Genomic DNA, 17,914 nt, shown 5'->3' on the forward strand with positions numbered 1-17,914 from the left:
GGGTACTCGTGCTGGTCGCGGGCGGGGGCCCACGGCGAAGATCATCCGTCAGCGGTTGACTTCGAGGTTCGTCAAGACGAGCAGGGCGCGCAGGAGCTGGGTGGCGCGGGCGGGGTCGGTGCGGAGCTTGGTGAGGATCCTCCAGTTCTTGAGGTGGGCGAAGCCGTGCTCGACCGGCGCGCGTCCGACGGCGAGGACGCGGTTGGCCTCCTTCTCGCCTGGGGTGAGTTTGTGGGTGCGGCTGGCGGCGTAGCCGGTGACGATCACGGGGTCGAGGATGTCGTTGTCCAGGCCGCGGAAGCCGAGGTCGGCCGGTCCAGGCGCGGGGCCTGGGCGGCGAGCAGCCCGATCAGCTCGTCCCGCCAGCGGCAGACGTGGACTCGGACACGCCGTTTCACCGGCCATGTCGGCCAGGCGCTGGCCGTGACGCAGCACGGCCAGGACGATCACCGCGATCCTCCCGGGCGGCAGGATCCACAACCGGGACCGAATCGTCTTCAGATGACGCCGTAACAGATCGGCGAGGTGGTTGACGGTGCACGTGGACGCTCCAGCGGCCCCGTAAGGTACCTGGATCGTCCCCTGAGCTCCCTGACATCCCTTGTCTGCCCACGTCCGAATGCCGGCTTGGGTGAGCGCTTCGATGATGCCGTGAGTGCGGGCGGCCTTGATGTCGTGGACGGCACCTGGCAAGGCAGGTGAGGCCCGGAGCAGGCGTCCGAACGCGTCGGCGATGACCTGGACGTTCATGCCGTGGCGCTTGTGCTTGCCAACGTAGTAGGGGCGGTCGGCGGCAATGCGGTCGATGTGCAGCAGGGTGCCGTCCAGGATCACGAATGCCTTGTTGGCGGCGACGGTCATGGCCTGCTGGAGAGTGGGGGCAAGGTCGGGCCAGGGCCTCAACCGCCTCGGTGATGTACCGGTAGACGGTGGCCAGCCCGATCCCGAAGCCGGCGGCGAGCTGGGCGTACGTGTACCCGCAGCGCAGATGGGCCAGCGCGAGCAGAGCCTGTTGGTCCGCGGTCAGACGGCGCCAGCGCGTGCCGCGCTCACGACGCCGGGCTCTCAGCAGGTCGGACAGGTAGCGCAGGGGCGAGTTGGACAGATCGATACCCGATGGGTAGACAAGCACGTGAAGCTCCGGGCGGACAGGTTGATCTTGGTCGACAACCCATCTACCAGGAGGTTCACCTTTTCCACGGATGACGGTTCCCTCGATGATGGGCAGAGGTCCGTCGTGGTCGAGCCATGCGGCCCGGCGGGTCAGACGTGGATGTAGCCGGTCCCACGCCTGCGCGGTCGCCTTGCCGTAAAGCCGGGTGTCCGTGGTCGTCAGGACCTGCTCGACGTTCCAGGTGCCGGGGTCGCCGTAGACGAACTGGCCGCCGTGCTTGGGCGGTCGGCCGCCCTTGGGGTCGTAGACCCGCGGCGGTGTCGGCCAGCGCATCACGCAATCCGAACGGAGCCAGCCGAGGATCTCGACAGGTAGCCCTGCCAGCAGATACGCGATGCGCGAGGCGTCGTATCCGGCGTCCATCACGACCAGGACGTCCGGGTCACCCTCCTGCCGCTGGCCCGCGGCGACAAGACGCTCGACGACCTCTCGGATCTGGACCGTGGTGACGCCGTCGCCGGGCTCCAGGCGGACAGCGTCCAGCACCGCACTCCACGAGGTGCGGCCCCGTTTCCAGCGCGGGCCACCACCGAGTACGGACAGCCGGGCACCATCTGATGTTTGCCCTCACCTCGGCCGAATCTGTGGCAAAAGGCCCGGTCGGCACAGGTGTTGGCGTCCGGCCGTTGCCGCGGCGAGACATCCACGGCCAGCACCAGACGACCGTTCGCCGCCCTCGGCAGCGGCATCCCCGCCAGCGCCCGACGCAGCCGGGCGACGTCGATCCGCCCCTGATTGAGCGCTCCGTACAGGGCCCCGTGACCGCGGCGGTGTTCAGGGGCAAGCGCGAGGTCGACCAGCATCCGCACCGGGCCGTCCGTGCACGACAGCGCATCGTCACAACTCGAACAACGCGTCGCCCCGTGCCGTCAGACACGCGTATGACTCCGACCGGAAGTGTGGCACTTCCGCGAACGCCTCCCGCAGGACGCCCTGATCCACCAAACCCACAGCCACGGCCTGCGCGCTGTTCCGCTGCCTTGTGACGAAGCAAAGGATCAGACGAAGGCCGCCTTCAGGTCCGCTGAACTGCGACAACGCCGATCAACTTCGATCCGCGTTCGACGCCGCACCATAGACGACAAGCTGAACTCACAAGCGCACACGGGGAGGCCCGGCAGCGGAACGCATCACGGCCGGTCACCAACGAGCGGGTGCGACCGGAACCTGCCGCACAGGTTCCGGTCGCACCCGCTGGCTTACGTACGGACTTCCGGCTTCCAGCGGCACCGGCCACGCTCCGGGTCAGCCCAGTGCCTCGTCGTAGAGCTCTTCCTCGTTGGGGGTGTCCCCCTCGGGGACCGCGTGGTCCTTGCGCTCCCGCACGAACAGCGAGCAGGCGAAGCCCGCACCTAGCGCGATCGCGATGATCACGAAGACCATTGACACGCTCGTGTGGTCGGCCAGTGACCCCAGAGCCGGGGTGAAGAACCCGCCGAGCGTGGTGGACATACCCAGTGTTACGCCGCTGGCCGTACCAATGTGGCGCGGCAGGTAGGAGTGGGAGAGCGTCACGTGCAAGGCGAAGGGCAGGAACAGGGCGAATCCCAGTACCGCTGCCGCGATGGTGACGATGATGACGCTCGGAGCGGTGAGGACCGACAGGGAGGCGAGAGCCGCGAGAAGGTAGCCGCTCCGCATGACGATCTTCCTGCCGAACCGGTCGGCGAGCACTCCTCCGGTCAGGGTCCCCGCCGCACCCGCCGCGGGGAAGACCGTGAGTGCGATCGAGGCCGTGGCCGCCGTGGCGTCGAAGCGCTGGATGGAGTACAGCGCGATGAACGACTGGGTGCCGATGTAGGCGATGGACCAGAAGGCCACCAGAACCAGCAGCCAGGAGAACTGCCCCCAGACGTCCCGGGCCAGCGGTGCTGCCTCAGCCGCGCGCTCCGCGTGGGTCTCGGCGGGCGCCGCGTCGGCGGACGACCTGCGGGAAGCATGGACCAGCAGGTAGACGGCAGCGACCACGACGGTCGGGATCAGCAGCAGCGGGGTGGCGTTCAGCCCGAACACGCCGACGGTGATGCCCACGGCGACGGGTGCCAGTGCGACACCGACATTGCCTCCCACCGAGAAGACGCTCATGGAACGGTTGGTGCCGCCGCCCGCCTCCTTGGCTGCGACGGTGGCCGGCGGGTGGTAGGCAGCCACCCCGATACCCGAGAGGGCCACGATCAGCCAGGTCAGCCAGTAGGTGCGCGAGGTCAAACCCGCCACACCCACGCCGCCGGCGGCGACCAGGAGCCCGATCAGGACCAGAGGCCTCAGCGAGAGCCGGTCGCACAGGATGCCGAACAACGGCTGCGCGATGCTCGACAGCGATGTCGCCGCCAGTGTGATGCCGGCTGCGGCGGCGTAGTCGTAGTGGCGCTCGGAGATCAGGTAGGGCAGGAGGGCCGCGACGGCGCCGGTCTGGAAGTCGTTCATCGCGTGCGTGCTGACCAGGGACCAGAACTTGCCCCGGGAGCGGCGTGGCGCGGCGGCGGCGAGGGTCACCATGCCGGCTTCCCCACGACACCGCGAACAGCAGAAGACCCCGCAGGCCGGGGCCTGCGAACGGGGGTGGGCAGCATGAAGCCACTCCTTCAGGTAGGGGGATTACTGGGCGGACAGAGCTCACCCAGGCGGCTCCGACACGAAGCGTGCGGGCAGCCACCATCGCACCGAACCAACTCATCAGACAAGTAGAGGTCTGAGCGAGGTGAGCCTCGGACCACACCTTTTGTGTGCAGGTATGCTGGAAGACAGACATCAGACAAGTGAAGGGGTTGGAATGGCGTCGACTGTTCAGCGGCATCCGCTCGCATCCCAGACCGCCGAAATCCTGCTGCAGCGGATCAGGGCCGGAGAGTGGCAGCTGGGCGGCAAGCTCCCCAGCGAGTCCGTCCTCGCCGTGCAGCTCGGGGTGGGCCGCTCCACCCTGCGCGAAGCGATCCGGGAACTCGCCGGCAAGGGCGTGGTCGACTCACGTCAGGGCGCCGGCATGTTCGTCACCGCGCTCGATGTCACCGAGGACTGGGAGAGCGTGCTGCGGCGCGTGTCCATCGTCGCCGTGATCGAGAGCAGGATCGCCATCGAGACCGAGGCCGCTGCCCTGGCCGCGCAGCGGCGCACGGCCGCCGACATCAACGCCCTGGCCCAGGCCCTCGCCGAGCGGGTCACCGACGAACAGACCGTTGAGGAGCATGTCGACGCGGACATGCGGCTGCACCGCGCCGTGGTGGCCGCCGCCCACAACGACGTCCTCATCGAACTGTTCGACGGCTTCGTGCCCCGCATCCGCCAGGCCATGGTCGAGATGTTCAAGATCCAGCCCGAAGCGTCCCGGACGGGCGACCAGGACGCCCACGAGGACCTCGTCCGCTTCATCACCGACGGACATCCCCGCGAGGCAGCCCAGAGCAGCCGGGCCCACCTGTCCACCCTGAAGGCGGCGCTCGGATGACCCCTACGCCCCTGCCCGGACAGGCCGTGGTCGACCTGACGGGCGTCGCACTGCGCCGCGAGGGCCGCACAATTGTGGAGGCCATCGACCTCACCGTGCGGGCCGGCGAGCACTGGGGCCTGTTGTGCCCCAACGGCGCTCGGCATGAAAGCTGGCAGCCCCATCTACCTGGACATGGAGCCGTACGACGTCAACGACAAAGCGTGCAACTACGCCGTCCTGACGTACGTACGCTCCTTCACCAAGACGCTGCGCAACGCGACCTACCGTGGCGGCTTCTACGGCTTCGGCAGCTCCAGCGCCAAGGCCATCGCCACCGCCACGGACAAGACGGACCTGCCAGGCAACCTCTGGTACGCGTTGTGGGACAAGAAGAACACGACCACCACGGACTGGCCGTGGAACCCCGCCCAGTTCCCCGCCGGGAAGAACAGCGGGAACAGCCGCAACGGGGCCCGTGGAAAAACCGTGCTGACCGACGTCGGCCAGGTCGAGATAGCCGTGCCCCGGGACCGCGAGGGTTCCTTCGATCCGAAGATCGTCAAGAAGCGTCAGAAGCGCCTGTCGGGCGTTGACGAGATGGTCATCTCGCTCGCCGCGAAGGGGTTGACGACCGGTGAGGTCCAGGCCCACCTGTCGTAGGTCTATGGCGCCGAGGTGTCCCGTCAGACGATCTCCACGATCACCGGCAAGGTCCTCGAGGGCATGGCCGAATGGCAGAACCGGCCCCTGGACGCGGTCTATCCGGTGGTCTTCATCGACGCGATCCATGTGAAGATCCGCGACGGCGACGTGGCGAACCGGCCCATCTACGTGGCCCTGGCGGTCACGGCCGAGGGTCGGCGGGACATCCTGGGGCTGTGGGCCGGTGACGGCGGCGAGGGTGCCAAGCACTGGATGCACATCCTCACCGAGATCAAGAACCGCGGCGTGAACGACGTCCTCATGCTGGTCTGTGACGGACTCAAGGGCCTGCCCGACGCCGTCGAGGCCGTCTGGCCCCGTACCGTCGTGCAGACCTGCGTGGTCCACCTGCTGCGGAACTCCTTCCGTTATGCCGCCCGCCACGACTGGGACAAGATCGCGAAGGTCCTCAAGCCCGTCTACACCGCGGCGACCGAGGAAGCCGCACTCGAGGAGTTCGCGGAATTCGCCGACGCGTGGGACAAGAAGTATCCGGCGATCGTCCGGCTCTGGGAGAACGCCTGGGAGGAGTTCACTCCGTTCCTGCGCTTCGACACCGAGATCCGCCGCATCGTCTGCACGACGAACGCGATCGAGTCCGTGAACGCGCGGATCCGACGGACGGTGAAAGCCCGCGGCCGCTTCCCGAACGAACAGGCCGCCTTGAAGTGCGTCTACATGGCGATCATGTCGCTGCACCCGACCGGCAAAGGCCAGGCCCGCTGGTCCATGCGCTGGAAGACAGCGAAGAATTTGGAAGTTTCCCGTTCGCATGCTCCGGTCGCGGAATCAGGCCATGGCCTGATTCCCGGCCTTTCCGTGTATCACATCACGCCCCTATGGTGTCGACACCTTGCCGGTAGCTCGCCGGCACGCTGACGGCACCCGATTTGCGGGAGAAGGCGGCACACCATGGGACGTGGACAAAGAGTACGGGAATTCTTCAGAGGGAGATCAGGAAAGAGATTATCCACCCTGGGAGCTGTCGCCAGTGTTTCCCTGGCATCCGTAGTGGCAATGCCTGGCACATCCGAAGCCGCTGCTGCCACGGCTTATAACGGCACCTGCGGCAGCGGATACAAGGTCATCGACCAGGCGCGCGTTTCGAGCGGCGCGACAATCTATCTGACCTACTCCAGCGCGACGGGCAACAACTGCGTCGTCACCATTCTGGACACCTTCGGCACGAAACGCTGGCTGGACACCTACGTGGGGCGGTCCAGCGATCTGCAGATTGACGAGGACCGGGGCTACTACAGCCAGTACGCGGGTCCGGTCTTCGTGTACGCAAAAGGGACCTGCGTCATCTGGGGCGGAACGGTGGAGGAGGACGACGTGCACCGGGGGCCCGACCACTGCGGATAGACACGTCGATACACCGGGGACACGGGGGCCACAGGGCCACCCGCGGGCGACCACCACCCGGATTCACTGATGCGCCCGGAAAGGGCGCCGAAAGGCAGGGCCGCACATGAGACTGAAGCACATCATCAAAACAGCGGACGGGCTGAGGGCCAAGAGACGTATCGCCGCAGTGGGAACAGCGGGGGTACTGGCATGCGGAGCCGTGATAGCCGTCCCGGGCACGGCGCAGGCCGCTGCTTCCTATAACGGCGCGTGCGGCGCCGGGTACGGCGTCATCGATCAGATGGACCTCGGTGCCGACGGCAGGGTATTCCTCACCTATTCGAGCGCGACGGGAAAAAACTGCGTCGTCACCATGCGCAACGTCGTCGGTCCCAAGGAACCCATGCAGGCCATGATCAGCATCTCTGGTGTGCCCAATTCGTCGGTCATGGACTACGGCAGCTACACCTCGTATGCGGGGCCCGTCTATCTCTACGCACGAGGCTCCTGCGTCGACTGGAGCGGATTCTTCAGGTTGGAGCGGGTCAGCTACAACGACCACTGCGGATGACGGCCCCGATATTCGTCCGGTCTGGGCGAGGTTGGTTTATGCAAGACCGATCTTCGCAAGACCGATCTTTGCAAGGCCGGTCTGTGCGAGGCCGGTCTGTGCGAGGCCGGTCTGTGCGAGGCCGGTCTGTGCGAGGCTGACGTGCATGACGACAGAACGATTCGATGTGCGGCGTCAGACCGCCGCGGCCCCGGCCAAGATCTTCGCTCTGCTGAGCGACCCCTCGGGGCACGTGGCGATCGACAGTTCTGGGATGCTGCAGTCCGCCGAGGGCGATCGCGTGCGCGCGGTCGGCGAGGAGTTCGTGTGCACATGGACCGGGAGTCTCTCAACGACTACCCGTTCAGCAAGTACGACGTCACCGTGATCATCGCGCGGTTCGAGCAGGACGCTCTCATCGAGTGGACCATCTCCGGCCAGGTACAGCCTCCGATGCGGCACCTCTACGGCTACCGGCTGGAGCCCGCCTCGGGCGGCACACTGGTGACGTCGTACTACGACTGGAGCGAGATCCATGAGCGCCACCGGGAGGCGGGGATCTTTCCGGTCATCCCCGAGGCCGGACTGCGCGCGACGCTCGGCATCCTGGCGCGGACGGTGGAGTAGGCCGGCACTGCCCGGCCCGTCCTCCGCCCGGTCCCCTCGCACGGCTCTTCCTCGCACAGCCCCGCGACGGGCGCCGCTCAGCCCTCCGGCAGCGGGTCGTCCACATCCACGATCCGGTAGGCGCGCCGGTCACTGGCCAGGGAACATCGGCGGTGGGCTGCGGAACCACCTGATCGCGAACATCCTCGGCGGACGGATCTCCCCGAACCTCGTTCCCTGTTGGCAGGCCGGGATGAACACCGGTGCGAGCAGCATGGGGCAGTACGAGGAGCAGGCGCTGGACGAGGTGCGGCTGGCCTCATTCAGCGAGGACGACGCGATCCTCTACCAGGTGACTCCCACCTACCTGAGTGCCGACAGCACGATTCCGGTGGGCGTTACGGTGAGCGCCGAAATCCAGCGCGAGGACGGCTCAGTCGAGCAGTTGTTCCCCGACGTCTATATCGCCAACACCCAGACCGGCGGGCAGCACAACCTCGGGAACTGAGCCCACCCTCTCGCGTCCTTGGGAGCCAGCATGAGTTTCACCACCCCTCCGCGGCCTCTGGACGTATCCGCGGCTGGCCCCGCTGGCACGCACAGCGACCCGGCTGCACCCGCGGCCCGGGTCGCCGTGCGTGCACCACAGCTCCATCAGCGGACCGCTCCTCTGAACCGCAGACGAGCCGTGGCCGCACTGCGAAGAAGCCCACGAGAGAGGCGCGACACGCCGAGTCCTCTCCCCAGGCGACATCCGCCTCCTCCGCCGCATCCACGCGGCAATTGCGAGCCGGCGGCACCTCGGCCGCCCGGCGTCCCGTCCCTCTCTCGAGGAACTAGTAGGGCTCGGTCAAGCTAAGTAGGGCTAGGTTTTGGGGCGAACAGAAGCAGGTGGGCCCCCTGACCTGGCCTCGCGTAGACACGACCGTTGATCCAGACGGTCACGGTTCCCCCTCATTCCCTAGCCCCCCGTGGCTTGCCCGCATCACCCTGCCGCGAAAACCCGTTTGAGGCGATGCCGTTGCACGAACGCAACCGCGGGCGGCCCTCACGGGCGTCCTGAGGGGCAGGGAGCGGTGTCCACGGAACCGTAACGGAGACGGCCGGACGTCGTTGGAGCCGACAGCAGAAGGAACGACAGGGGGTGAACCGTGCTTCGCACCGTGCTTGAGCAGTTCCCCGCAGGAGGCCCGCGGGGCAGTTGGCCGGCGGAGGAGTTCGCGGCGGCCCGCCGCGGCGAGGGTGTCGCGGCGGAGGTCGTGATGGATCTGGAACAGGACGCGTTCCTGGTGGTCGTACCGCAGCAGTGCGCGGACCGGGGCCGCTGAGCGCTTGGCGGGGCGCCTGGGGTGAGGGCCGGGTGGCCCGGTCCTCACCCCAGGCGCCCTCAGCCGCCTCCGCCCGGCACACGGCACATCGAGCACCGCGGGCCGGTGCGGCAGGGCTTCCGGGAACGCGCGGCACAGGCCCTGTCGCTCAGGGGGTGTCGCCCCGCCAGTCCCACTTGTACGGCTCATTCGCCCTCGGTCCGTACTCGGCCCTGCCGCCGGCCCCATAGGAGCCGATCTCGGTGATCAGGGCGGAGCCGTCCGCGAGGGCGACCTCCGTCCAGCCGGTCACGTCCAGCAGCAGCCCGTCGAGCGGGCCGCCCACCAGCTCCCGGTAGACACGCCCCGGCCGGGGCCCGGGGTCGGGGTCGTCGTGATCGGCGCCGTACACCCGTCGCCGCATGATCTCGTCCATAGCAGCAGGATCGCACCGACCACTGACAACTTCCTCGTGGACGCGGCGGCCGTCCACCCCATCAGGGGCGTTCACGGCACGCCCGCCGAATCGGGGAACCTCTCGCCCGCCCGATGGAACCGGCTTCTCCCTCACCACCTCCCCGGATTCGGCATACCGCAGCGCGCCGGCGGAGTCGGCGGCGGAACAGACCGCGTACCCGAAGTCAGGACGCCGGACCGGAGCAGAAGCGGCGCTGGGCACCGGGTCCCGGCCGCCCTCGAACCCGGCCGAGGTCATGGCGATGGCCGCGCGGGTTTCACCGCACTGATCTCACCGGGACATCCGATGTCCTGCGGCACGGCCAGGCACATCTGATCTGTCGCGCGAGCGCGCCATGGCTCCCTCCCTCGGAGGGCAACTCAACACATCCGAACGCTCGTTCTTGGATATCACTCCCAACCGGGGTCCACGTCAAGGCTTTTGGCGAGATACCGAACAACCGGCACCCACCCTCTTCCAACAGACTCCAACACGCTCTAACGTAACCGCACGTCTTGGCGTGCACATGCCGTCACATGATTCGGCACGAGTCCGGAGGAACGTAACGATGCGTCATCTTCCAATCCGCACACCCCGCTCAGGTCCCCACAGAGTCATCGGAGCGCTGACCGCAGGACTCCTGTGCGCGGCGGGGATCGCCTTCCCCGCCGCAGCGGACTCCCCTGGCCCCGCCCCCACCGCGGCCCCGGTGTCCGCCACCGGCGCGCGGGCCGGCGGCGATCTCGCTCTCACTCCCCCCATGGGGTTCAACAACTGGAACTCGACCCATTGCCGGGCCGAGTTCAACGAGTCGATGGTCAAGGGCATCGCGGATCTCTTCGTCGAGAAGGGGCTCAAGGACGCCGGCTATCAGTTCGTCAATCTGGACGACTGCTGGGCCAAACCGCAGCGCAATGCGGAAGGCAAGCTGGAGGCCGATCCGGCGCGGTTCCCGAACGGGATCAAGGCCGTCGCGGACTACGTCCACTCGAAGGGTCTCAAGCTCGGCATCTACACCAGCGCCGGCACCAAGACCTGCGACAGCGTCGGACTGCCCGGGGCACTCGGCCATGAGTACAGCGATGCGCAGCAGTTCGCCGACTGGGGCGTCGACTACCTCAAGTACGACAACTGCAACAACCAGGGCGTCGACGCGAAAGAGCGCTATACGACGATGCGGGATGCGCTTGCCGCCACCGGCCGGCCCATCGTCTACAGCATCTGCGAATGGGGGGAGAACAAGCCCTGGGAATGGGCCGCTGAACTCGGAAATCTCTGGCGCACCACGGGCGACATCAACGACAGCTGGAGCAGCATGCTGTCGATCATGAAGCAGAATCTGCCGCTCTCCGCAGCCGCCGGACCGGGGCACTGGAACGACCCCGACATGCTGGAGGTCGGGAACGGCGGGATGACGGACACGGAGTACCGGACCCACTTCTCCATGTGGTCGGTGATGGCCGCCCCGCTCCTCATCGGCTCCGACCTGCGCAAGGCGACACCCGAGACGTTCGACATCCTCTCCAACCGCGAGGTCATCGCGGTCGACCAGGACCCGCTGGGCAAGCAGGGAACCGTGCTCTCCTCCGACGAGGGGCGCTGGGTCGTGTCCAAGGAGCTGAAGGACGGCAGCCGGGCGGTGGCGCTGTTCAACGAGACCGGGAGCGCGCAGCGGATCTCGACGACGGCCGCCGCGACGGGGTTGCCGCGGGCAGCCGCGTACACGATGCGTGACGTGTGGGAACACACGGACTACAACACCGCGGGCGACATCTCGGCGACTGTTCCGGCGCACGGAACCGTGCTGCTGCGTGTCGCCGCCGACAACGGGTGGGCCTCGTACCCTCCGGCCACCGCACTCGGTCTGAACGGGAGCCCGTTGGTCGAGGCCGGACGCACCGCACCGCTGACGACGACGGTCACCGATCTGGGCCGTACGCCTGCCCTGAAGGTCTCCGCGGCCCTCACCGGACCGTCGGGCTGGCAGGTCAGGGCCGGCTCGGCGACGACTGCCGCCGCGCTGCCCACCGGACGGGCGCTGACCACGCGCTGGCAGGTGACGGCCCCGGCCGGCACGGCGACCGGCACGTACGACCTGACGCTCACCGCTCAGTACCGCTCGCCCGCCGGGAAACGCGTGCGGTCCTCGGTGCCCTTCCAGGCCCATGTGGTGGTGGCGCCACCGGCCGGTGGCGGCTACCTGAGCGATCTGGCACAGCTCTCCGCGTCCAACGGCTACGGGCCGGTCGAGAAGGACACCAGCAACGGTGAGAGCGCGGCGGGCGACGGGAATCCGCTCACCATCGGCGGCGAGGTCTACGCGAAGGGGCTCGGCGTGCACGCGGACAGCACCGTCGAGTACTACGCGGGCGGCGCGTGCGACACCGTGACGGCCCGGGTCGGTGTGGACGACGAGAAGGGTGCCAAGGGAAGTGTGGCCTTCGAGATCTGGGCGGACGGCACCAGGGCGGCCTCGACCGGGGTGCTGACCAACGCGATGCCGGCGCAGCCCGTCTCGGCGGATGTGAGCGGCGCCCAGGTCGTCCGCCTGGTCGTCACCGACGGAGGGGACGGCGACGACTCCGACCACGCGGACTGGGGGGATCTCCGCATAATCTGCTGACCGGGAACCCCCGCCCCTCACACGGACGGCGCGGTTCTCGCCATCCGGGGGACAGCCCTGACGACCTGGTCCGCTCCCTGTCGCGCGCCAGGTCGTCAGACCGGGACCACTCCGTCCGCGCCCGCCCGGACCGCGAGTGCCGCTGCCGCCGCACCCACCAGCCCCGCGTCGTTGCCCATGACCGCGGGCGCCACCGTCAGCTGCTGGACGAACGAGAGCGTGGCGTAGCGGCGCAGTGCGCTGCGCAGCGGGGCGAACAGGACGTCGCCGGCACCGGCCACTCCCCCGCCGATCACCGCGATGTCGATCTCGACGAGCGTGGCCGTCGCGGCGATGCCCGCGGCCAGCGCCTGCGCGGCCCGCTCGAAGGAGGCCGCGGCGACCGCGTCCCCCGCCCTCGCGGCGGCGGCGACCGCCGCGGCCGAGGCGTCACCGTCCGGGCCGGGCCGCCAGCCGCCCTCCAGTGCCCTGCGGGCGATGTTGGGCCCGCTGGCGATGCGCTCGACGCAGCCGCGCGAACCGCACGGGCAGGGGTCGCCGTCCAGGTCGACACTGATGTGCCCGATGTGGCCCGCGTTGCCGCTCGGGCCGGGCCGGAGCGTGCCGCCGAGGACGAGCCCGCCGCCGACGCCGGTCGACACGACCATGCACAGCGCGTTGTCGTAGCCACGTGCGGCGCCCAGCCAGTGCTCGGCCGCGGTCATCGCGACCCCGTCGCCGACCAGCTCGACCGGGAGCCCGCCGGTCGCCTCGCTCACCCGCTCCACCAGCGGGAAGTCCCGCCAGCCGGGAACGTTGACCGGGCTGACCGTCCCGGCGGAGGCGTCCACCGGGCCCGCGCTGCCGATCCCGACGACCGATGCCCGCCCCCACAGCGGCGAGGCGGTCAGCTCGGCCAGCACATCGCCGACGGCCCCCATCACCCTCTCCCCGCCCTCCCGGGCGGGCGTCGGCCGCTGCGCGCGTACGAGGAGCCTGCCACTGCCGTCCACCAACGCGCCGGCGATCTTGGTGCCGCCGATGTCCAGCGCGGCTACGAGGTCGGTATGCATCGGTGTGGGCTCCGGATGGTGAGGGGGTGGGACCTGCGGCTTCATTGAATAGTCTGCATAGTCTCCATTCAGCTGACAACGTTGTCCAGGGCCTATGCTCGACGCCACAGCCTCCGGCCCCCTCCGCGGTACTCTCCGCGGCCCCGCCGGACAGCCCCGCACCCGACGACAGGACAGCGCACCGTGGCCGAGACCATCCGTCACCCCGAGCCCCGTTACGGCAACCGGCCGACCATGAAGGACGTGGCCGCGCGTGCCGGGGTGGGGCTCAAGACGGTCTCCCGCGTGGTCAACAGCGAGCCGGGTGTCACGCCCGACACCGAGCGCCGCGTCCAGGAGGCCATCGACGCGCTGGGCTTCCGCCGCAACGACAGTGCGCGCGTGCTGCGCAAGGGCCGTACCGCCTCCATCGGACTCGTCCTGGAGGATCTCGCCGACCCCTTCTACGGGCCACTGAGCCGCGCCGTGGAGGAGGTCGCCCGCGCGCACGGCGCCCTGCTCATCAACGGTTCGAGCGCCGAGGACCCGGAGCGCGAGCAGGAGCTCGTGCTCGCGCTGTGCGCGCGCCGGGTCGACGGGCTCATCGTGATTCCGGCCGGTGACGACCACCGTTATCTGGAGCAGGAGATAAGGGCCGGCATCGCGACCGTCTTCGTGGACCGGCCGGCGGGCCGGATCGATGCCGACATGGTGCTCTCGGACAGCTTCGGCGGTGCCCGCCAGGGCGTCGCCCATCTGATCGCGCACGGCCACCGCCGGATCGGGTTCATCGGTGACCAGCCCCGCATCCATACCGCCACCGAACGGCTGCGCGGGTATCACACCGCCATGACGGACGCCGGGATAACCGTGCAGGACTCCTGGGTCTCCCTCGGCTCCACGGAGCCCGACCGGGTCCGCCTGGCGGCCGAGACGATGCTCTCCGGCCCGGAACCGGTCACCGCCCTCTTCTCGGGCAACAACCGGGTGACGGTGACCGTCGTACGTGTCCTGGCCGACCGTGAACGGCCGGTCGCCCTGGTCGGTTTCGACGACATCGAACTCGCGGATCTGCTCGGCATCACCGTCGTCTCCCAGGACGCCGCGACCGTCGGCCGCACCGCGGCCGAACACCTCTTCCGCCGCCTCGACGGCGCCGACCACGCCCCGGTGCGGGTGGAGCTTCCCACCAGGCTCATCGCGCGCGGTTCGGGCGAACTGCGTCCGTCCTGAGCGCATTTGAGTGTCTTCACACCGTCTGGCCTTCTAGGAGACACGGTGCCCGGTTCACTAGGATGTCGGTCGCACCGCGCCCGCGCTCCTATTCCTGGGGGAAGGTCAGACGCAAGGTGAACGAACGCACGCTTGAGGCATTGGGCCTCGATGAAGCGCCACGTGAACACCCGCTCATCTACCCGGGAGCCTGGCCCGTGGAATCGGGCCTGCTGCATCGGAACCAGTATCTGAGGTTACGGCCCAAGCGGAATCGACGGCTTGCCCAGTGGCTGGTGGAGAGCTCAGGCGACGAGTTCAGCGGCAACCCCGAACCAGGTCGTGCCGTACCGCTCGACTTCGCGCTGATGAGCGCCAACGAACCGCTGATCGGTGAGCGATTCCCGGTGCTCTCGATCGGCTCGAACGCCTGCCCGGCGCAGCTCCGGCACAAGATGGACGGGCTGGGCATCTCCTCGACCGTTCCCATGGTCAAGGTCCGCTCAACGGGAATTGAGGTCGGGGTATCCGCCTACGTGAGCCCGCTCGGCTACGTCTCGGCATCTCCCTTCCACACCCCGGGCAGAACCCGCGACCTGTTCGTCACCTGGCTGGACGCGGCCCAGCTGGAAGTCGTCGACAGCAGCGAGGGCGTCTTCACACCCGGTGGCGAGTACGACCGGGTGTTCCTGCCCGCCTCCGGCTTCCCCATGGAGATGCCCTCCGGTGAGTGGCTGGGCGGCGCGTACGCGTATGTACACCGCTACGGCGTGATCCACGACGGAGCTGGCGCCCCCAGGCCGCACCCCGGCGAACGGCAGTTGCTCACCGATCTGCTCTCGGAGTCGCGGCGCCTGCGGGAGTGGTTCGGCGACACCCCCGAGGAGTTCAGCTCGCGGGCCCGCGGCGACGAACAGCTCTGCGAGAAGGGCACCCGGCTGTTCCGGGACGAGGAGCGCATCACACTGTCGGGACTGGAGGGGCTCGTCCCCGAGGCACCGTCAAACATTCCGTACGACGACATCCACCCCGCCAACGAGCTGCCCGCGGGCTCCTTCCACGCCGCCCGCACCCCCGATACCTACGACCAGCGCGGTTCCGGCGTCGTCAGGATCTCGGCCGGGCTCGCCGCCACGCTGCGCCACCCGAGCCATGTGATCGTTCAGAACGTTCAGGTCCCGACCGCCCGGCACGAGCGCCTGGGTGCACTGGCCAATGTGGTGGTCGCGGCCGACATCAGCCGGGAAGACCGGCACACCGTGCAGGTCGACCGCTCGCTGCGCATCTGTGTGGGGGTCGAGCCGGGCGAAGCGGTCACGGTGCGCCCGGCCACACTGCCCAAGCCCAAACACCGCTGGCAGGACGTGCTGTTCGGCAAGCAGAGCTACGTGACCTGCCGGATCCAGGACGGTGATCGCGCCAGCGCGGAGCACGAGGTCTGCCTGCTGGACGCCCTCACGCTTCAGCTCATCGGTGTGTCCAGCGGCGACGCCGTGGTGCTGGAGGGCTTCCCCGACGAGAACGGGATCGTGCCGGTCCTCGAACTGAAGGCCATCCAGACGAGCGACGAAGTACAGAACCGTCGCGCCGAACTGCACGGCGGCGACATGACCAGCCGCTATCCGAGCTCACTCGATGCGCTGGGCACCTATCCGGATCTGCCCTGGGCCTTCCTGGACCGCCGGCTGTGGTCCGGGCTCGGCGTCGAGGGGCAGTGGCTGGCGACCGTGCGCATCCGGTGCAGCCGCACCTACCAGCTCAAGAAGGAACTCCGCGAGATGGTGTTCCTGCTCGGGCTCGCGTTCATCGGCGTGGTCACCGTACTGAACAGCATCCTCTGGCGGATCACCAGCCTGGCGATCCTCGTGGTGCTCGTCGGTGTGCTGGTGAGCATGCGGCTGCGCAGCAGACTCACCCAGCGCGCGCGGCGCACCGGGGGCCCCATACAGCGCCAGTGATCCGACCGTCCCGGGCGCGGCCCGCGCCGCGCCCGGGTGCGGTACCCGCTACGGCGCCGTGACCGTCAGCCCGCCGCGCCGCGGTGAGGCGAAGGCGTCCAGGTCAGCGCGGGTCAGCCCGGTCAGCCGGGCGACTTCCGCGGTGTCCAGCGCGCCGCAGTCGATGCCGCGCAGCAGATAGCCGCTGAGCGCCTTGGCGGTGGCGGGCTCGTCCATCACGTCGCCGGCCGCCTTCGCCACGTAGGCGGCGAGCCGGGCCGCGGCCTGTTCGAGGCCCTCGCGGTAGAAGGTGTAGACGGCCGCGTAACGGGTGGGCAGGTGGCCCGGGTGCATGTCCCAGCCCTGGTAATAGGCGCGGGCCAGGGCGCGCCGCGTGAGGCCGTAGTGCAGCCGCCAGGCTTCGTGGACCTGCGGGGTCGGGCCGACGGGGAGGACGTTGGTCGAGCCGTCGCAGACACGTACGCCGGTGCCCGCGGCGGCCACCTGCATGACGGCCTTGGCGTGGTCGGCGGCCGGGTGGTCGCTCGCCTGGTACGCGGCGCTGACGCCGACACAGGCGCTGTAGTCGAACGTGCCGTAGTGCAGACCGGTCGCGCGGCCCTGCGCGGCGTCGATCATCCGGGCGACGGCGGCGGTGCCGTCGGCGGCCAGGATGGACTGGCTGGTCTCGATCTGGATCTCGAAGCCGAGCCGGCCCGAGGGCAGACCGTGCGCCGTCTCGAAGGCTTCGAGGAGCTGGACGAAGGCGGTGACCTGTTCGGGGTACGTCACCTTCGGCAGGGTGAGCACCAGCCCGTCGGGGAGCCCGCCCGCCCGCATCAGGCCGGTGAGGAAGACGTCCGTGGTACGAATCCCCCGGTCCCGGACGGCCGCTTCCATGCACTTCATCCGGATGCCCATGTACGGGGCGGCCGTGCCGTTCCCGTACGCGTCGGAGACCAGCCGGGCCGCTCGGGCGGCGGCCTCGTCCTCCTCCGCGTCGGAGCGGGGGCCGTAGCCGTCCTCGAAGTCGATCCGCAGGTCCTCGACGGGTTCCCGCTCCAGCTTGGCGCGCACCCGGTCGTGGACGGCCTCGGCGAGTTCGTCCGGGATGCCGAGAACAGCCGCGAGGGAGGCCGCGTCGGGGGCGTGCTCGTCGAGCGCCTTCAGCGCCCGGTCACCCCAGGAGCGGATGGTGCCGGCGGTGAAGGTGTCCCCCGGTACGTAGACCGTGTGTACGGGCTGGCGGGTCCCGGGGTCGCCGGGGTAGCGGCAGGCGAGTTCGGCGTCCACCCCCGTGAGGGAGGCGCTGATCCCGTCGCTGACCGCTCCGGCGAGGCTCGTCGCCACCTTCTCCTGCTGACCCATTTCCGCACCCTCCACGCTCCCGTTGTTTCCGCTTCCCGGAATCAACAATCCGTATAGTGAAGTTATAAGGCTGCCGTACCTGCGTCAATGGTGATCGGAAACGGTGCGGGGCCGCACGGTGTGTTCACCGTGCGGCCCCGCAGGCCGTGCTGTGTACCGGTGGGGGTCAGCCC

At 68.9% G+C, this 17,914-nt stretch carries 15 protein-coding genes and 4 pseudogenes; 12 read left to right on the top strand and 7 right to left on the bottom strand.

What is annotated here, in order from left to right; translation table 11 throughout:
* Positions 1 to 48 precede the first annotated feature (48 nt).
* From ACIO3R_RS21550 to ACIO3R_RS21565, 4 genes and pseudogenes are all read right to left on the bottom strand, one after another.
* On the bottom strand, positions 49 to 405 hold the full coding sequence (locus ACIO3R_RS21550; protein ID WP_402107829.1) for a transposase family protein: 357 nt from the start codon (positions 403 to 405) through the stop codon (positions 49 to 51).
* 142 nt (positions 406 to 547) lie between these two features.
* Positions 548 to 1,132 (bottom strand): annotated as a pseudogene (locus ACIO3R_RS21555) (transposase family protein); the annotation flags it as partial.
* Positions 1,133 to 1,536: 404 nt separating this feature from the next.
* Positions 1,537 to 1,977, bottom strand: a complete 441-nt coding sequence (locus ACIO3R_RS21560) for a transposase (RefSeq protein ID WP_402107794.1) — start codon at positions 1,975 to 1,977, stop codon at positions 1,537 to 1,539.
* Between the two features lie 442 nt (positions 1,978 to 2,419).
* Positions 2,420 to 3,673 carry an MFS transporter gene (locus ACIO3R_RS21565; protein ID WP_402107796.1) on the bottom strand — a complete coding sequence of 418 codons (1,254 nt, stop codon included), beginning with the start codon at positions 3,671 to 3,673 and terminating at the stop codon, positions 2,420 to 2,422.
* A gap of 274 nt (positions 3,674 to 3,947) precedes the next feature.
* Between ACIO3R_RS21565 and ACIO3R_RS21570 the strand changes: the two genes are divergently transcribed.
* From ACIO3R_RS21570 to ACIO3R_RS21610, 9 genes and pseudogenes are all read left to right on the top strand, one after another.
* A complete protein-coding gene (locus ACIO3R_RS21570; RefSeq protein WP_385035916.1) occupies positions 3,948 to 4,619 on the top strand; it encodes a FadR/GntR family transcriptional regulator in 672 nt (223 codons plus the stop codon).
* A gap of 132 nt (positions 4,620 to 4,751) precedes the next feature.
* Positions 4,752 to 5,028 (top strand): annotated as a pseudogene (locus ACIO3R_RS21575) (glycoside hydrolase domain-containing protein); the annotation flags it as partial.
* Between the two features lie 11 nt (positions 5,029 to 5,039).
* Positions 5,040 to 6,056: pseudogene (locus ACIO3R_RS21580) on the top strand (IS256 family transposase); the annotation flags it as partial.
* A gap of 264 nt (positions 6,057 to 6,320) precedes the next feature.
* Positions 6,321 to 6,668 carry a spore-associated protein A gene (locus tag ACIO3R_RS21585; protein WP_362956614.1) on the top strand — a complete coding sequence of 116 codons (348 nt, stop codon included), beginning with the start codon at positions 6,321 to 6,323 and terminating at the stop codon, positions 6,666 to 6,668.
* A 106-nt stretch (positions 6,669 to 6,774) separates the two neighbouring features.
* Positions 6,775 to 7,221 (top strand): spore-associated protein A, encoded by a 447-nt coding sequence (locus ACIO3R_RS21590; RefSeq protein ID WP_385035914.1) that lies wholly within the window; start codon positions 6,775 to 6,777, stop codon positions 7,219 to 7,221.
* Positions 7,222 to 7,533: 312 nt separating this feature from the next.
* On the top strand, positions 7,534 to 7,827 hold the full coding sequence (locus ACIO3R_RS21595) for a hypothetical protein (RefSeq protein ID WP_385035912.1): 294 nt from the start codon (positions 7,534 to 7,536) through the stop codon (positions 7,825 to 7,827).
* Positions 7,736 to 8,314: a DNA/RNA non-specific endonuclease gene (locus tag ACIO3R_RS21600; RefSeq protein ID WP_402107799.1), complete on the top strand. Its 579-nt coding sequence runs from the start codon at positions 7,736 to 7,738 to the stop codon at positions 8,312 to 8,314. The genes ACIO3R_RS21595 and ACIO3R_RS21600 overlap by 92 nt, the downstream gene beginning before the upstream one ends.
* Before the next feature lie 30 nt (positions 8,315 to 8,344).
* Positions 8,345 to 8,642, top strand: a pseudogene (locus ACIO3R_RS21605) (hypothetical protein); the annotation flags it as partial.
* Positions 8,643 to 8,957: 315 nt separating this feature from the next.
* A complete protein-coding gene (locus ACIO3R_RS21610; RefSeq protein WP_385035910.1) occupies positions 8,958 to 9,134 on the top strand; it encodes a hypothetical protein in 177 nt (58 codons plus the stop codon).
* 148 nt (positions 9,135 to 9,282) lie between these two features.
* On the opposite strand, the gene ACIO3R_RS21615 is transcribed toward ACIO3R_RS21610, so the two are convergent.
* Positions 9,283 to 9,549 carry a hypothetical protein gene (locus ACIO3R_RS21615; protein WP_362964480.1) on the bottom strand — a complete coding sequence of 89 codons (267 nt, stop codon included), beginning with the start codon at positions 9,547 to 9,549 and terminating at the stop codon, positions 9,283 to 9,285.
* Positions 9,550 to 10,138: 589 nt separating this feature from the next.
* Here ACIO3R_RS21615 and ACIO3R_RS21620 point away from each other — a divergent pair.
* Positions 10,139 to 12,193, top strand: a complete 2,055-nt coding sequence (locus tag ACIO3R_RS21620) for an NPCBM/NEW2 domain-containing protein (protein WP_402107802.1) — start codon at positions 10,139 to 10,141, stop codon at positions 12,191 to 12,193.
* A 95-nt stretch (positions 12,194 to 12,288) separates the two neighbouring features.
* Here the strand turns inward: ACIO3R_RS21620 and ACIO3R_RS21625 are convergent, their stop codons facing one another.
* Complete coding sequence (locus ACIO3R_RS21625; RefSeq protein WP_385040891.1) at positions 12,289 to 13,245, bottom strand: ROK family protein; 957 nt, start codon at positions 13,243 to 13,245, stop codon at positions 12,289 to 12,291.
* A 183-nt stretch (positions 13,246 to 13,428) separates the two neighbouring features.
* Here ACIO3R_RS21625 and ACIO3R_RS21630 point away from each other — a divergent pair, with 183 nt between their 5' ends.
* Both ACIO3R_RS21630 and ACIO3R_RS21635 read left to right on the top strand, forming a co-directional pair.
* On the top strand, positions 13,429 to 14,457 hold the full coding sequence (locus tag ACIO3R_RS21630) for a LacI family DNA-binding transcriptional regulator (protein ID WP_385040894.1): 1,029 nt from the start codon (positions 13,429 to 13,431) through the stop codon (positions 14,455 to 14,457).
* Positions 14,458 to 14,732: 275 nt separating this feature from the next.
* On the top strand, positions 14,733 to 16,394 hold the full coding sequence (locus ACIO3R_RS21635) for a hypothetical protein (RefSeq protein WP_402107806.1): 1,662 nt from the start codon (positions 14,733 to 14,735) through the stop codon (positions 16,392 to 16,394).
* 48 nt (positions 16,395 to 16,442) lie between these two features.
* Here the strand turns inward: ACIO3R_RS21635 and ACIO3R_RS21640 are convergent, their stop codons facing one another.
* Entirely contained in the window at positions 16,443 to 17,741 is a 1,299-nt protein-coding gene (locus ACIO3R_RS21640; RefSeq protein ID WP_402107809.1) for a DUF6986 family protein, read from the bottom strand.
* Positions 17,742 to 17,914 lie beyond the last annotated feature (173 nt).

Origin of the sequence: Streptomyces sp. NPDC087428 (genome assembly GCF_044744085.1) — a bacterium.
Taxonomy (GTDB): Bacteria; Actinomycetota; Actinomycetes; order Streptomycetales; family Streptomycetaceae; genus Streptomyces.

Bases quoted from the DNA above. Each gene is read 5' to 3' on its own strand.
- ACIO3R_RS21550 (WP_402107829.1), bottom strand. From the start codon at position 405: ATGGCCGGTGAAACGGCGTGTCCGAGTCCACGTCTGCCGCTGGCGGGA.
- ACIO3R_RS21560 (WP_402107794.1), bottom strand. From the start codon at position 1,977: ATGCTGGTCGACCTCGCGCTTGCCCCTGAACACCGCCGCGGTCACGGG.
- ACIO3R_RS21565 (WP_402107796.1), bottom strand. From the start codon at position 3,673: ATGGTGACCCTCGCCGCCGCCGCGCCACGCCGCTCCCGGGGCAAGTTC.
- ACIO3R_RS21570 (WP_385035916.1), top strand. From the start codon at position 3,948: ATGGCGTCGACTGTTCAGCGGCATCCGCTCGCATCCCAGACCGCCGAA.
- ACIO3R_RS21585 (WP_362956614.1), top strand. From the start codon at position 6,321: ATGCCTGGCACATCCGAAGCCGCTGCTGCCACGGCTTATAACGGCACC.
- ACIO3R_RS21590 (WP_385035914.1), top strand. From the start codon at position 6,775: ATGAGACTGAAGCACATCATCAAAACAGCGGACGGGCTGAGGGCCAAG.
- ACIO3R_RS21595 (WP_385035912.1), top strand. From the start codon at position 7,534: ATGGACCGGGAGTCTCTCAACGACTACCCGTTCAGCAAGTACGACGTC.
- ACIO3R_RS21600 (WP_402107799.1), top strand. From the start codon at position 7,736: ATGAGCGCCACCGGGAGGCGGGGATCTTTCCGGTCATCCCCGAGGCCG.
- ACIO3R_RS21615 (WP_362964480.1), bottom strand. From the start codon at position 9,549: ATGGACGAGATCATGCGGCGACGGGTGTACGGCGCCGATCACGACGAC.
- ACIO3R_RS21620 (WP_402107802.1), top strand. From the start codon at position 10,139: ATGCGTCATCTTCCAATCCGCACACCCCGCTCAGGTCCCCACAGAGTC.
- ACIO3R_RS21625 (WP_385040891.1), bottom strand. From the start codon at position 13,245: ATGCATACCGACCTCGTAGCCGCGCTGGACATCGGCGGCACCAAGATC.
- ACIO3R_RS21640 (WP_402107809.1), bottom strand. From the start codon at position 17,741: ATGGGTCAGCAGGAGAAGGTGGCGACGAGCCTCGCCGGAGCGGTCAGC.